At 50.3% G+C, this 14,264-nt stretch carries 17 protein-coding genes and 1 pseudogene; 10 read left to right on the top strand and 8 right to left on the bottom strand.

Annotation, left to right across the window (positions count from 1 at the left end; all coding sequences use genetic code 11):
• Position 1 precedes the first annotated feature (1 nt).
• Complete coding sequence (locus K6Q96_RS09240; protein ID WP_251875175.1) at positions 2–655, top strand: DUF2913 family protein; 654 nt, start codon at positions 2–4, stop codon at positions 653–655.
• A gap of 9 nt (positions 656–664) precedes the next feature.
• Here the strand turns inward: K6Q96_RS09240 and K6Q96_RS09235 are convergent.
• Positions 665–919 (bottom strand): annotated as a pseudogene (locus tag K6Q96_RS09235) (DUF2867 domain-containing protein); the annotation flags it as partial.
• A gap of 456 nt (positions 920–1,375) precedes the next feature.
• Here K6Q96_RS09235 and K6Q96_RS09230 point away from each other — a divergent pair.
• From K6Q96_RS09230 to K6Q96_RS09205, 6 genes are all read left to right on the top strand, one after another.
• Entirely contained in the window at positions 1,376–2,047 is a 672-nt protein-coding gene (locus K6Q96_RS09230; RefSeq protein WP_251875173.1) for an ABC transporter ATP-binding protein, read from the top strand.
• Complete coding sequence (locus K6Q96_RS09225; protein WP_251875171.1) at positions 2,028–4,487, top strand: ABC transporter permease; 2,460 nt, start codon at positions 2,028–2,030, stop codon at positions 4,485–4,487. The genes K6Q96_RS09230 and K6Q96_RS09225 overlap by 20 nt, the downstream gene beginning before the upstream one ends.
• Positions 4,487–5,602, top strand: a complete 1,116-nt coding sequence (locus K6Q96_RS09220; protein ID WP_251875169.1) for a lipocalin-like domain-containing protein — start codon at positions 4,487–4,489, stop codon at positions 5,600–5,602. The genes K6Q96_RS09225 and K6Q96_RS09220 overlap by 1 nt, the downstream gene beginning before the upstream one ends.
• 182 nt (positions 5,603–5,784) lie before the next feature.
• A complete protein-coding gene (locus tag K6Q96_RS09215; RefSeq protein ID WP_251875167.1) occupies positions 5,785–6,654 on the top strand; it encodes an aldo/keto reductase in 870 nt (289 codons plus the stop codon).
• Positions 6,655–6,729: 75 nt separating this feature from the next.
• On the top strand, positions 6,730–7,053 hold the full coding sequence (locus tag K6Q96_RS09210) for a hypothetical protein (protein ID WP_251875165.1): 324 nt from the start codon (positions 6,730–6,732) through the stop codon (positions 7,051–7,053).
• Between the two features lie 12 nt (positions 7,054–7,065).
• Positions 7,066–7,302: a putative periplasmic lipoprotein gene (locus tag K6Q96_RS09205; protein ID WP_251875163.1), complete on the top strand. Its 237-nt coding sequence runs from the start codon at positions 7,066–7,068 to the stop codon at positions 7,300–7,302.
• 311 nt (positions 7,303–7,613) lie between these two features.
• Here the strand turns inward: K6Q96_RS09205 and K6Q96_RS09200 are convergent, their stop codons facing one another.
• From K6Q96_RS09200 to K6Q96_RS09170, 7 genes are all read right to left on the bottom strand, one after another.
• Entirely contained in the window at positions 7,614–8,768 is a 1,155-nt protein-coding gene (locus tag K6Q96_RS09200; RefSeq protein ID WP_251875161.1) for a phage integrase Arm DNA-binding domain-containing protein, read from the bottom strand.
• On the bottom strand, positions 8,758–8,994 hold the full coding sequence (locus tag K6Q96_RS09195) for an excisionase (protein WP_002542500.1): 237 nt from the start codon (positions 8,992–8,994) through the stop codon (positions 8,758–8,760). Before K6Q96_RS09195 ends, K6Q96_RS09200 begins: the two co-directional genes overlap by 11 nt.
• A gap of 26 nt (positions 8,995–9,020) precedes the next feature.
• Entirely contained in the window at positions 9,021–9,404 is a 384-nt protein-coding gene (locus K6Q96_RS09190) for a single-stranded DNA-binding protein (protein ID WP_251875159.1), read from the bottom strand.
• Position 9,405: 1 nt separating this feature from the next.
• Positions 9,406–10,317 carry a RecT family recombinase gene (locus K6Q96_RS24905; protein ID WP_289623559.1) on the bottom strand — a complete coding sequence of 304 codons (912 nt, stop codon included), beginning with the start codon at positions 10,315–10,317 and terminating at the stop codon, positions 9,406–9,408.
• A gap of 10 nt (positions 10,318–10,327) precedes the next feature.
• The gene (locus K6Q96_RS09180) at positions 10,328–11,392 is read right to left on the bottom strand and encodes a YqaJ viral recombinase family nuclease (protein WP_251875158.1); all 1,065 of its coding nucleotides are present in this window, start codon (positions 11,390–11,392) and stop codon (positions 10,328–10,330) included.
• A complete protein-coding gene (locus K6Q96_RS09175) occupies positions 11,393–11,755 on the bottom strand; it encodes a hypothetical protein (protein ID WP_251875157.1) in 363 nt (120 codons plus the stop codon).
• A 161-nt stretch (positions 11,756–11,916) separates the two neighbouring features.
• Positions 11,917–12,612, bottom strand: a complete 696-nt coding sequence (locus tag K6Q96_RS09170; protein WP_251875156.1) for a S24 family peptidase — start codon at positions 12,610–12,612, stop codon at positions 11,917–11,919.
• Positions 12,613–12,728: 116 nt separating this feature from the next.
• Here K6Q96_RS09170 and K6Q96_RS09165 point away from each other — a divergent pair, with 116 nt between their 5' ends.
• The 3 genes from K6Q96_RS09165 to K6Q96_RS09155 are packed head-to-tail and all read left to right on the top strand — an operon-like array spanning position 12,729 to position 14,254.
• The gene (locus K6Q96_RS09165; protein WP_251875155.1) at positions 12,729–12,938 is read left to right on the top strand and encodes a Cro/CI family transcriptional regulator; all 210 of its coding nucleotides are present in this window, start codon (positions 12,729–12,731) and stop codon (positions 12,936–12,938) included.
• A gap of 19 nt (positions 12,939–12,957) precedes the next feature.
• Positions 12,958–13,404 carry a phage regulatory CII family protein gene (locus K6Q96_RS09160; RefSeq protein ID WP_251875154.1) on the top strand — a complete coding sequence of 149 codons (447 nt, stop codon included), beginning with the start codon at positions 12,958–12,960 and terminating at the stop codon, positions 13,402–13,404.
• Positions 13,397–14,254, top strand: coding sequence for a replication protein (locus K6Q96_RS09155; RefSeq protein WP_251875153.1), 858 nt, complete (start codon positions 13,397–13,399; stop codon positions 14,252–14,254). The genes K6Q96_RS09160 and K6Q96_RS09155 overlap by 8 nt, the downstream gene beginning before the upstream one ends.
• Positions 14,255–14,264 lie beyond the last annotated feature (10 nt).

Raw genomic sequence — 14,264 nt, 5'->3', positions numbered from 1 at the left:
AATGAGCTACATCGAAGACATTAAATCCGTCGTGGATTCCGCCCTTGCTGAACTTGAAGAAGCAAAGGCCAACGGTAAATTACAAAGCAACCCAGTCAGTGAAGAGTCTTTCCTTTGCCGCTGGGTTGCACAGGCAGTGAAAAAACAGCGCTTTGGAAACTCTGTTTCTAAAGAGATGGCGACCTGGGTGCAGCAGGGTCGTAGTATGGGCAAACACGCCAATATTAAAGGGCAAATGCAACATATCGCGAGCGTTTATCATCACCACTTCCCGCAAGGTGATGAGCACAGTGCGATTACTAAAAGCCAGTTTGATGCATTGGTAGCCACGCTCGAACGTGCGGATTGGATGATTCACACCGAATACGAGATCAACCGTAAGGTGCGTGTGATTTCAGACGGTCAGCATTCCTTTGCGGTCTGCAGTCTTGCTTTGGACAAAAGCTTCAATGAAGCCGGGGAGCTGATAAAACCAATGAGCCTTTTTGTTCGCGGTCCAGAACCTTGGTTTATTGAAACTGTCCGCGAGCACGGCATGCTGATGACCAAAGTAACTGACTACAAATCCATCGTGAAATACCATGGTGAATACCAGATTTGGCCAAAGAACCAGGCTGACCGGCTACTTGTGTTGCCGGACAGCTTAAAGCCTTAATCTATTGGATTAAGTGTGGTGCGAAGGAACAGTTTCCTCTGCACCACTTCTTTTGGCCAATGCGAACGCCATGCCTTTGAAGATGAAAAGGTGGGCGGGCATCATCGCAAACCAATACAGCAGTCTGCCGAAACCCGCTGGATGCCACAAAGCGCGGATATCTAACAAGCGTGTTTCCGCCAAATCTCTAACCGTAAATTCCAGGTGACCTAGCCCCGGAGCTTTCATGCCAAACAGCAGTGGTAAATGTTGCGGTGGGTGGCACTAAATGACTGCCCATATAGCCCTTAGCACCGATCACTAGAATCTTTTTACTGGGCGTCATACTTTGAATCTCATCGCAAACTACTTCATTCCTATTGAGCGATCTCTGCGAGAGAATTGCTCGTATTCTTTGTCATTGTCGCTGATCTTTATCGCATTAAGCTTATTGAGAAATAAGATAATTTAGAAAGCAAAAGCGTGATTGTCCGTTGTCAGCACAGTGTCGAGGAATCAAGGCTATCTGAAAAAAACGGAAAAAAATGTGATTTACTGTGCCTTTAAAGCTGGATATTGATTGCAATAATTGATGGTTAAATAGGCGATTGTGATTAATTGTCAAAATGTGCTGTGGATTCAAACACCTTTCTTGACGCAGAAGATTGCGGTAAATTGCTTCACATATCACAAAATCGCGCGACCTTTTTTGACGCTCGTTGGAAAAACCAAGGGGAAAAAATGCTAGAGCTGGTTGGACTTTGCAAAGGCTATCTTGATGGAGGGGAATTCCATCCAGTTTTGCAAGGCGCAGAGCTATCCTTGGCTAAGCATGACCAAGTAGCGTTAATGGGGGAGAGTGGCTCAGGCAAAAGTACTCTGCTCAACCTTATCGGTGGTCTGGATAATCCTGATTCGGGCGAGATAATTGTTGCTGGCACTCCCATCCATGACTTGAAAGAGCGTGATCGAACGCGTTTTCGCCGCCACAACATCGGCATGGTCTTCCAGCAATTCAACCTTCTCCCCACGCTCACTATTGCAGACAACATCCGTTTTTGCCGCCAACTGAAAGGGCTTCATGATGATGATGGCTTGTGGCGACAAATCCTCTCCGCACTTGATCTGATGCCATTGCTGGGCAGGTATCCAGAGGAAGTGTCAGGTGGTCAGCAACAGCGCGCGGCAATTGCCCGTTCTCTTTATATGGAACCAAAGATCTTGCTAGCCGACGAACCTACAGGCAGCTTGGATGAACGCAATGCTGATGCAGTAATGCGTCTTCTGACGACACTGACCAATTCGCTCGATTGCACTTTGCTCGTTGTCACGCACAGTGAAAAAGTGGCGGACTACCTCGGTCATCGTGTCATGCTGCAAGGGGGCGTTCTTAATGTACGTACCCGTAGCTAAAGCGCTATTCGGACACTACCGCCGACATCCTTTTCAGGTTCTTCTTGTCTGGCTGGGATTAACACTGGGTGTGGCTTTGTTGGTCGGCGTTATGTCGATCAATCAACACGCGCAGGACAGCTATCAAAAAGGCGCTAGCTTATTTACCAACCCGTTTCCTTATGTTCTGCATCATCGCGAGCGCGGTAAACGTATTGATGAACCTCTCTATATCTCTATGCGGCGTGCAGGGTTTAATCAGTGCGTGCCGGTAGATATTTACCGAACGTCGACACAGGATGGACACGACATTCAACTGATGGGTGTTGACACTGTAGCGATGTTCGCCTTTAACGTTGCTAACCCTGATTCAGCCGCGGCAGAACAGCCTTTACGAGATGGATTTTCTACCCAGTGGGTCAGCACTGAACTTGCGAGCCACCTTGGGTGGGTTGATGGACAAAAAATCCGCCTTCAAGATGGCCAAGAAATTGGCCCAATCAAGCTGGTAGAGGGCGGTCAGATTGGCTCCGGTACGCGTATTTTCGGCGACATGTCGGTAATTCGTGGTTTGTCAGATCATGACGGTTTCAAACTGATCTATTGTGGCGCGATGGACAAAGCTGAGAGAGACGCGTTGCGTGACGTTCTTCCATCAACCATTACACTATCCCGAACCGAAACAGCACAGCTGGGTCCTTTAACCCGCGCTTTCCACCTAAACCTTTTCGCCATGGGTTTGCTGGCTTTCGTTGTGGGTCTCTTTATCTTTTATCAAGCAATTTCCCTTTCAATGGCGCAACGCCAACCCCTAGTCGGCTTGATGCGGGAATTAGGCGTTGGACGGAAATCGTTGGCTTGGGTTGTTAGCTTGGAAATGCTGATTTGGCTCTTTATGGGTTTGATTGGCGGTAACATTGCGGGGCTAGTACTGGCGCAAAAACTCATGCCGACCGTAGCAACAACACTGAGTGATCTCTATGGCGCCAACGTCGATCTTACTTTGCATTGGCAGTGGGAGTGGGGTTTCTACAGCTTCCTGTTGGGCGTTTGCGGTTTTGCTTTGGCATCGGGATGGCCGTTATATCGATTACTGACTACGCCACCTGCGCGCTTGTCAAAACGTATGTCTCTGGTTAGCTTCTCTGGACGAGAATTCAGCTGGCAGGCCATCGTTGCGTCAATCTTAATTGTTATCGCACTTTTGGTGTACAGTGCGCCCCAGAGCCAGACTCAAGGTTTTACACTTATTGCGCTTATCCTTATCAGCGGTGGTTTATTGTTACCATTCATGATGTGGAAATGCTTCCTGCTACTCTCCGAAAAAATCAAAATTGCACGCCTTCGTTGGTTCCTATCTGATGCATCTGCGAGCCTAAGCTATCGTGGCATAGCGGCCATGGCTTTTATGATGGCTATCGCTACCAACATTGGTATGGAAACCATGGTAGGCAGCTTCAGGACCACAACGGAAAGTTGGTTGCAACAACGACTTGCCGCAGACATCTATGTGAAGCCGGAAAAAGAAGTTGCCCAACAGCTTTCAGATTGGCTAGAAGGTCAGGACGAGGTGAAACGCAGTCTGGTCCAATGGCGACATGAAATAGACACCGCTCAAGGTATTGTTGAAGTCCACAGTATTGGTACCAGCGCTGAAGAGCGCGAAGCTTTGGCGATTAAAGTGGCCGCACCGGACTATTGGAACCTTCTTCACCAGGGTAAATCCATGATGCTGAGCGAGTCTCTTGCGCTTAAATTTGACGCGCAGCCTGGAGACAGTATTTCACTGCCAGCACCTTTCGGAGATGGCTGGAAAGTGGCTGGCATATACTTCGACTACGGCAACCCCTACAGTCAGGTCATCATTTCTAATCGCTCGTCTTTGATTCCTTGGATTCAAGACTCAGGGCGGGTTGGCGTGGCAGCGCTCTTTAATGACGGTGCGGATGAAAGTATTTTGGTTGATGAAATGCGAAAGCAGTTCAACTTGCAGGAGACGCAGGTCAGCAATCAAAGAGATATTCTAGCAACAGCAATGCGTATCTTTGATCGCACATTCCTCGTCACAGACACGCTTTGCACCCTGACTTTGATCATTGCGATTTGCGGGCTGTTTTTCTCGACACTGGCAACGGAGTTATCTCGTCAGCGTCAATATGCATTGCTGCGCTATATGGGTATATCTGGCAGAGAGTTGGCTTTCTTAGGTGGCGGTCAGTTGATGCTGATTGGATTATTCTCTGCGCTCTTTGCTTTGCCACTTGGTCTTATCATCGCCGAAGTCTTGATCAATATTGTGCTGAAATATTCGTTTGGCTGGACGATGTCGGTGTCCTATTTCCCGACCAGTTATCTCATCACCTTGGGTGGCTCTTTGCTCACGTTGCTGTTGGCTGGGTGTTGGCCCGTGTGGCGTTTGATTAAACGCTCAGCAATCCTATCCTTGCGGGAAGCTCAGTAATGCGCGAGATGAAACCAAAAACCTTTATGCTGACAGTCATTGGCTGGAGCTTCGCCGTTCTGCTTTGTCTTTTGGCGCTGTTTGGTTCTGTGCTGTTAAAAGACGATCCGCCGGATAAAAGCGCAGTTGCTGCTTTAGTCGCAGGCAATGCCGATCAGTTCGCGAAAGTCTTTCCCGGAAGAGATATTCAGTTTCCAATAGATTATGGGTCACATGACGATTTTCGTCAGGAGTGGTGGTATGTCACCGGTAATCTTCAGGATGAAGACGGAAACCAATATGGCATACAGTGGACACTGTTTCGTTCAGCGCTTTCTCCAGAAATGGGCGAAGGCTGGGAAAACAATCAGATATTCATGGCACATGCTGTCCTAACCAGCAAAGAAGGTGTTTATTCTGCTGAACGCTTTTCACGAGGTGGTATTGGACAAGCGGGTGTTGCTGATAAGCCTTTCAATGTATGGCTTGATAACTGGCAATGGCTTGGCAAAGGCGACAGCCCATTTCCTGCAAAACTCCAAGCCGCGGACAAAGATTTCTCGTTCAATTTGGCAATGTCAAAGACCAAGTCGGAGATCCTTCAAGGAGACAAAGGATACAGCCAAAAACATGCAGAAAAAGATGTCGCTTCTTACTATTTCAGCGTTCCTGCAGTCACGATGGAAGGAGTACTCGAACTAGGCGGTAAATCGGTTAAGGTTTCCGGAAAAGGCTGGGTTGACCGCGAATGGAGCACTCAGGCACTGAGCGAAGACCAAATGGGCTGGGATTGGTTTTCTATCCAACTTGATGACGGGCGGTCATTAATGGTGGTCCAGGTGAGAGGAGAGCAAGCGCCTTATCGTTTCGGTTCAATCACCAGCGCAACAGGGCTTTCTACAACGCTTCACAACAGTGACATCGACTTAACACCCATTGCATTTGCCAAAATGCCTACAGGGCGTCATTTGCCTGTCAAATGGCAGGTCAAGGTTCCTTCGCATGATATTCTGCTGACCACTGAACCTGTTCATGAGCAGAATTGGTTACCGTTTACTTTTCCGTATTGGGAAGGACCAATTTTGATTAATGGTTCTGCTAACGGCTTAGGATTTATGGAAGCAACCGGTTATTAGTTCCTAGCGGATGTATACTTCACTATTCATCACGATGTTGTTCAAGTTCTGAATCATCATAGTGATTTGATCTCCCGCGTATTGTCCTCTTTCCCCTCAAAGTCTATGGTTAATATGACTATTAAAATAATTGCAACCTTTTGAGCTTGCTCGATAGGTTAGCGAACGTGAGGCGAGCGCATATGTTCCCCATCATTTTGGGTACGGCCAAGTTTGGCACATACACCAGCCGCGAAGAGAGCTTTTCGGTTCTTGATGGTTATCTGGAAATGGGGGGAAGGCGTCTGGACACCGCAAATAATTACGCTGTCTGGCACCCTGATGGAAAAGGTGGTGAAAGTGAAACGGTGATCGGAGAGTGGCTAAAATCCAAAAACCGTAACGATGTTGAAATCATGACAAAAATCGGCGCCCAGTCGGTAGACGGCTTCACTTATGACAAGTTAGATGGGCTTTCTCCAAATAATATTATGCAGTCAATCGATGATTGCTTATCTCGCCTTCAAACGGATTTCATTGATGTACTCTATGCGCATGTTGATGATCCATCGACACCTCTGCTGGATACATGGCGAACTCTGTCATCTCTGGTGGAACAAGGCACGGTGAAGTCTCTGGGTATCTCAAATTTTAACGAACCTAGAGTATTAGAGCTGGTCGACGTGATTAATGATAATGGCTTGGAGCCTTTTCAATGTGCTCAGTATCGCTATACCTTACTTTCTCCGAATATCGACGCCAATTTTGGCCCGCAGGTAGTGATGAATGAACACTTGTTTGGAGAGTTGAAGCACCTCGAATGTAAACCCGAAATCATTGGATACAGCCCTTTACTTGACGGCTGCTATGAGGTTTCTCCCGACGAACTGCCCGATGAATACGATAACTTGCTTAACGCAATCATGGTTGAAGAGCTACAAATGCAGGCAGAAGAGAACGAAACGACAACCTCAGCGTTAGTGTTAAAAACCATTTCAGATTATGGCGTCACACCGGTGACAGCCGCATCTTCCATCGAACGCCTCAAAGATAACCTCAAACTTTTGATTTGAACCAAATCGCAATATGTTTTCACCACCCAGTCTGTGCTAATGTGTTGGAAGTGTTAAGTTTTGGGATTAAAACAGATGATGAGAAAGTTACTTGTGGCTTCTGGCGTTTTCCTGCTCGCAGCCTGTTCGTCTGCACCGGATCCTATGGATGAACGTATCGATGCGTCTATCAAGCTTTGTCAAAGCGACAGTGCCAAAGCCTATTCACATACGGTTGATGGACTGCGTGTGATGTGTGATAGCGGTAGCTCCTACATTATCCGTGGTGACATTTCTTTGGAACAAATAGTCGAGATGGACAGGGTATATTGCTCTAGCATGGGTATTCGCGACTTCGTCTCAAGTAAGAGCGGCGAAATTAAGCTCGCTTGCAATGATGGCTCCAACTACGTTTTATAAAGGCAAATAACAATGAAAAAATTACTGATTTCTCTTACCGCAGCCGCACTCATGGTAGGTTGCTCTTCCATTGAAACGGCGGAGTCAATGCCAAACCCAGACCAACGCGTAGTCGATAGCCGTCTCAACATTTCTTCTGATTTGAACGCGACCTACTGTGAAGGTAAAGGTTTCGAGAAGTACATGGAGCGTGAGAAGTACTACACCTTCACCTGTAAAGATGGAGCTTTCTTCAATATTGCGAAGTAAAAACGCTAAATTTGGGTAAGGTTATGTGAGGCGCTGGGGAGACCCGGCGCTTTTTGATTTAATTTGATAAAGATTCCCATTTATTACATCAGTAACAAGCGATTAGTGCTTTTGTTTTTGACTGTTTAACGGGGGTTTTTGGGGTTTTTAAAACGGGTAAATGCCTTCTTATCTCTATTTCCTTCATTTTTTTGGTGGGGAGTAATAAAAAGTTCCCTCCAAAATCCCTCCAAAACTATCCCTCCAAAACGACAGCGATGATCCGGTGGCATTGTCCCTTCATCCCTAGAAACGGGTTTTGAGTGACAACGTCACAGTTTTGAAGGCGCTTTGACATAGACATATTCACTTCCACGTTCATCATGGTACTTGTCTGTCATTTTCCGGCTTTTATGTCCCAGTAACACCTGAGTGTCATAGCCTAGGTCGGCGTAGGTTCGTTCAGCCAGCGAGCGCAGCTCATGAAAACTCGGCGCCGTGCCATCTTTCCATGTCAAACCGCTCTCGTCGCGGATTTTGAGAAACGATTTGCTGAGAGACATTGCACTGACCTTCGAGCCCTTGCGCGTGGGGGCATGTTTGGTGGTGAGGTGGAGCAGGTAGTGACTGAGCACGCCCGTAGCGCGGCAAAGTTCAATGATCTCCCCTAAGGACAGGCCAACCAATGGGTTAGTCAGCGTCAATGGAAACGCGAGTTTTGTCTTGCCCCGTGATTTGTTGATACTCACCAACAGATGGCCGTGTTTGACGTCCGAAAACCTCAAATCGCACAGGTCCTGCCGCCGTAATCCTGTCGTGAGGGCCAGATAAAGTGAGTGCAACATATAGGGGAAAGACTGTTTCTTGGCCGTCTCGACCAATAGTGGCCATTCGTCCCTTGTGAGGCGGTTTCTTGCCACCTTGAGCCTTGGCGCACGTGTCGCCACCGCCGGATTGATCCCGCCTTCAATCTCCCCGGCGTGAAGTGCTTCTTTAAAGCAATCTATCCAGGTTGAGCGCAGCCGCGCCGCCATGTGCGTTTTCTTTTTGGCTCGGTATTCATCGAGGATTTTGGCCAGTGATTTGGTATCAATGTCTTTCAGTCCCACCTGTCCAAGCCGGGTCTCGAGCACCTTGATGCAATAGCCCCGTTGCTTGACAGTATTCTCCGTCAGCTCGCCGCTTTTTCGCCGTTCGCGCTGAAGTGTCATGTACCTTTTGCACCAGGTGGCGGTGCGGATACCGTGACGGGTCACCTTGGCGGTGTTCTGTTCGAGGATGTTTTGGTAGTGCTCCAGCATTTGGACGGCGATCCGCTCGTTAAGCTCTTTAGCAGCTGCAATGGCTCGTTTTCTATCGGTGCCCAGCCCATGAAAACGGCCCGTTCTGGCATCCCGGTACTGGTAATAGACTTTGCCGGATCGCTTATCGAGCTTTTCATACAGGTTCTGGATGGTGAGGTTATGAGAGCGGGGTCTAGCGGCCATGGTGCAAAATCCTTTCAACCAATGGGTCTGACGAATGGCTGGCCACCTCGCCAAGCCCAATAAACCGCGCGTCCTGCCTGACCATCCATCGACCGCCCACTTTTAGCGGAGGCGGATCAATTTGGCGTGTTTTGGCCCAGCGTGACATGGTCGCTGCGGAGTAATGTTCACCAGGGAATACGGCGGCTGCCCAATCAGACAGCCGGATAAAGTGATAATTGCTCATTCGAACCTCCGAAGACGTTCAATCCATTAGAAAGGGGGCGTGATATCACGCCAGTCAGTCTCAATCGGCGCCGCGGGGTGGGCTTGCGCCGGGGACGCCTCGGTCTTGGCGCTGTCGGTGAATTCCACGTTCATGATTTTCGCCTTCAGCGACGCGGTGGTGGTGCCATCGCCTTTTTGGTACGTCTCGACGGCCACGTCCTCGGCATGGATGAGCAGCTGCTTGCCCTTGGTGAGGTGGGGGGCCAGTTTCACCGCTCGATCACCCCAAAGTTGGCCATTGAGCCATTGGGTTTCCTTGTTCGCGCCATAGCCAATGGAATAGGCAAGGGAGAGACTGGCCACGTTGTGGCCGTTGGGCGTGGTCCTTAGCACCGCGTCCGCCCCTAATCGACATAATACGGTCAGCATCTTATTCCTCCTGCTCGGCATCAACGACGTGCTCTGGCTGTTCATCGGCTGCGCGCAAGCTGGCCAATTTGTCTTTGTAGGCGCTGCGGGCGGTCTTTAGTGCGGCTGGCGGGAGTGTCTTGGCGGTGTTTTCCACGTCCGCCAGCTCTGTTTCGGTTTGCGCGGCCTGGATTGTTTCCAACACCCTGTCCAGCGTCTCTGTTGCTGCATCGGCCTCGGGAGCCGGGGCCAGTTTGGACAGCAGTGACGCGGTTTTACTCTGATTTTGCGGTACCGCGTTGATGGCTTTTTCGGTTGGCATGTCGAGTTCATCAGGGGTGTACACGCCGAGAATGACATCCGGGCAATACAGACGTGACCAGCGCTTGACCGCCAGATAGGCAATTTGCTGACGTGGGTCGGACTTCCAGTTCGGGGAGTTTCTTACCGTGATAGGCTTGAGCAGAATTTCCAGCTGACGGGGCTCGGTTTCCCCTTTCAATGTGGCCCAGACGCGCACGCCCAGTCCGTCTTCATCTTTCTTCTGGAGCCCGGCATGGATGTACTTATCCCAGTCGCCAAACCATTGGTAATGTAACCGGTCTTTGGTCGGCGCCATGGTATTGATGACCGCATTGACCAGTTGGGCTTCGTATCCGAGGGTCCCATTCACCAGGTGGGTTTTCTGTGCCACGGCATGGGGGTTCATGCGCCATTGCATGGCCTGAAGGGTCACCGCCAAGCAATCACCGACGCTGCCCCTAAGGTGGGCAGGGACCGTGGTTTTCCCCTGCGCCATGAGCTCAGCAAAGCGTTCAAGGCGTCCCATGATGTCAGGGTTAAACATCATGGTCGCGACGTCGTAGTGGGGCATGTCCATATCAACGATGGCCAAAGCTTGCTTGTCCTGGGTAGCCAGTTCTGTGGTTGTCATCGTGGGCTCCTTACGCGCGGAAGACGCGGCTTTCGGTGGTGTTGGTGAATTGGGCGATCAAGGCAGGATTGGCTTTTTTGAGTGCCGTAGTATCTACGCGCTGCGCACTCTGGCTTTTCCAGCTGCACAGCTTCTTGCCGTTGTCATCGAGCAGCACTTCCGCGTGCTCACCCATAAAGGCTTTGATCTGCATGTCGAGCCCGCCAATGCGTTTGCCGCCGACCAAGGGACCATAGGCTTCGGTCTCCAGCGCACTGATTTGCTCCTTGAGGGTTTTAAACTGGCGGAAGACATCCACGATTTCCGGAGTGGCGGTGATTTTGCTGCCGTTGTCCTTGCCATAGAGGGCTTCCAAATCCTGCACAGTCTGTGCTTGCGGTGGTTCGTCAGCAATGACATGGTTGAACCAGAAGTCCGTCAGGCGGTTTACCACGACGTCCGCCAGCTGCTGGTTCCAGGTCATGGTGTAGATACGGAAATCATTGCCGCCAATGAGCACCGCTAAATCCCACTCGCGCTTATCAAGCACGATCATGTAGTGAAGCTCCTGCAGCATGTAAGGCTCCGGGACGTCATCATCGGCCTGAAACAGCGAGACGCTGCCGTTGGCCGTTTGGTAGACATTGCCTTTGCCCCACTGGTCCCGGGCCGTCCATTTGTCGGCGGTCTTGCATTCAAGGCCTTTGTCGGCCCCTACGATGTAGCGGTCAATGTTGGCGCGTAACCAGGGCATCGACTTGTGCACGAAAGGATGGCGACGCTTCTGGACTTTCTGGCCGGTGCGGTGGGCGTACTCTTTGGCCACCACGTCTTCCAGTTCAATGCCGAAGTGAACGCGCTGGTTATCCGAGAGGTCGTCCGGCGCTTTGCGTCCGGTTTTCTCCTGCCACACATCAAAGGCGCTGCGGTAGGGGTTCAGGCCGAGGATGGCGGCGACATCACTGCCACCAATACCCAGACGGCGTTCAAGGTGAAAGCGCGCTTCTTCACTGATAGTGCTGAGGTCAGTATCAGCCAGCACATTGGCGACGTATTCGCGGTGCTGGCTGTTTCGGCGGATAGCTAACGTGTTCATTTAAAATACCTCCATGGCATCTTGATGGGCGTCAATGCGTGCAGCCAATGCGGTTTCGGCAATCTCTTCGGCGATGGCGTAGGCGGCATCTCTGAGTAGGGTGGAGAGCTGTTCAGCCGCAGAGGGATGACAGGTCAGGGCGAGCGTACAGACGGTCACGAAAGCGTCTTGTTCAATGGCCTTGGCCATGACGTCATCAAAATCAAAGGTCTGGTTTCCACAGCGGTAGGTTTGCTGCTGCAGTAAGGTGTCAGTAATCTCTTCGACCGTGTCGTCAAGGGCGTCTCTGCGCGCGTCCAGATGGGTCTGAACCGCGAGATAACGGTTGATGTCCTGTTGGAGAATGCAGGTTGAGATAGTCATGGTGTTGTCCTGTTCTGCGTGGTCACACAACAAGATTAACTGCAGTTATCAAATATAACTGTATTGGTTATGAGAAATAACTAAGGAAGAGTAAGGCGAAAAAAAGCCCCGGTTATTTTTCCGGGGCTTATGGTTAAAATACTTAACTTTGAGACAGGGCGTTACCGTGGCAGCAATACCGAGTACCAGAAAACACGGCCAATGATCTCAATGTCCTGTTTTTCCGCCGCGCTGTAGTCTTCGGCTGGGTAGTCGTCACTGTTATAGCTCTTCAGGCGAATACCGCCCCCCGGCAGGTTTTGCAGGACTTTCACGCGCAGCAATCCGCCATGGTTGATGGCATAGATAGCGCCATCCACAATGCGGGTCTTGTCGCCGGTATCAATCCCGACAGTGGCTTTATCCGGCAGCACAGGCTCCATGCTGTTACCGGATACATTGACACACACCGCGTTCGCTTTTTCTATCCCAAGCCTTCTCAACGTGGCCTTTGAAAAGCGCAGCTTGGGGCCTGTGTTCTCTGTATCCGTAAAGCTGCCGCTGCCTGCACTGAGCTCGATACTGGTATAGAAGGGCAGTTCGATCTCTTCGTCTGACAATGGCGTGTGGCTGTCCCAGGTTTCGACACCCCGCCATTGTGCCTCTCCCATGTCCCCGACGTCGTCATTGTTGCCAAGCCAGGCAGGGTCACACTCCAGCGCAGTGGCCAGTTCGTTGATCTTTGATGTCTGCTTGGTTTTCCCGCTCACCAGTTTGTGCACGGCTACCTGGGAAATACCTATCCGCTCGGACAACTCCCGTTGGTTGATGTCCAAGGCATGCATTCTTTCTTTAATTTTGTTCGCTAACGTACTCATATGGTTAAACTTATAACCAAAGTTAAGTTAATTCAACCTTTATTCGGGTTGACATACCGTTTATCGTGGTTAAATTTAATAACCAAATCCTCGTTAATCCATAACTGGAGGCGGTTATGCTCAAGCAAGATGTCATCAACCACTTCGGTCGTCAGCGCCTGATTGCAGACACACTCAGGATCAGCCAGGCGGCCGTCTCCCGTTGGGGCGATATCATTCCCGAAAAACAAGCCCTGCGACTCGAATACCTCACCCAAGGCGCGCTCGTCTATGACCCCACGCTCTACAAAAAGGTACTGCACCCTGAGCCCGCTGTGAACGTTTAACCGAAGAAGGGATAAACCTATGGACCATCTCGATACGGCCGTTTATAGCACGGTCCACGATTCGCCCATCCCTGCCAGACACATCGCCCAGCAACTGGGTATGTCTCATCAGGTCCTTATCAACAAAGCCAATCCACAATCCGACTCCCACAAGCTGTCATTACGAGAAGCCCTGGCTGTCCAGCTCATCACCGGTAACTACCGCATCCTTGAAGCGATGACCACGGAGCTCGATCTGCACAAAGCCGAAGACCAACGCACCGGTTCCTTGTTGGAGTCTGTCCTGAAAGCCACGGCCGAGCACGGTGATGTTGTGAAAGTGATCCAGGATGCGCTGGAAGACGGGGTGTTTTCCCTGCGTGAGCGCGAGAAGTGCCAGCAGGAAGTGGATGAGGCCATCAAAGCCTTGGAAACCTTGCGCAAAGCGATTGTGGTGGAGCCACTGAGGAGAGTGTCCCATGGCTGAGGTCGTCGCTTTTCACCGCACTGCCAGCCCGGATGACGGGTTTTACCGGGTGGCGAATCAATTGGGGTTGGCATTGTGCCGCGTGCATTTGTCCAACCGCGAAAGCCGGCTGGTCCATGCCGTCATGATGAAAACCTATGGGTTCAATAAAGCCATGGACTGGATTTGTCGTGACCAACTGGCTGAGCTGACAGGCATAGATATTACCAACATCAGCAAAGTAAAAATGGAGCTGGTTAGGCGAAAAATCTTGATTACCAAGGGCCGTAAAATTGGCATCAATCCAGATACGGATGAATGGGATTGGGTCGGACAGTCTGAAAAGGAAAAAAGTCAGAATCGACTCGTAAAAGAGTCAAAACTGACTCCTTTGAAAAGAGTCAGTTCTGACTCGTCAAAAAGTCAAAACCGACTCTCAAAAAAGTCAGTTCTGACTCCTGAAAAAGTCAGTTTTGACTCCCACAATAGACAAGACACTATTACAAAAAACACTATTACAAAAGACAGTAAAAACGCGCCTGCGCGCGTGACACAAAAACCTCCCGCCTTTCGAAGTTTCTTCGATAAGTATCCTGCCCACCGAAAGGGAGGCACCGACACCTATGCGTGGAAAGCTTGGAAATCAGAAAACCTCACGGAGCTTGATGCCCAGAAAGCCTTGGCGTGGCTCACCGAAGCGTCAGCATCAGACAAGGACTGGCGAACTGATGGCTACGGGAAATACATTCCAGGTATCACCAAGTTCATTCGGCAGCGGCATTGGCTCACGCCGTTACCCCGAAACACCAAAACCACCGATGGATTGCTTTACGACGACGATATCAGCTGGGCGCAAAACCTCGGCTGGTAGGAGGTGAGTG

Origin of the sequence: Grimontia kaedaensis, from assembly GCF_023746615.1 — a bacterium.
Taxonomy (GTDB): domain Bacteria; phylum Pseudomonadota; class Gammaproteobacteria; order Enterobacterales; family Vibrionaceae; genus Enterovibrio; species Enterovibrio kaedaensis.
The sequence above is the reverse complement of the archived record's forward strand: the minus strand, read 5'-3'. Positions and strand labels throughout refer to the sequence as shown.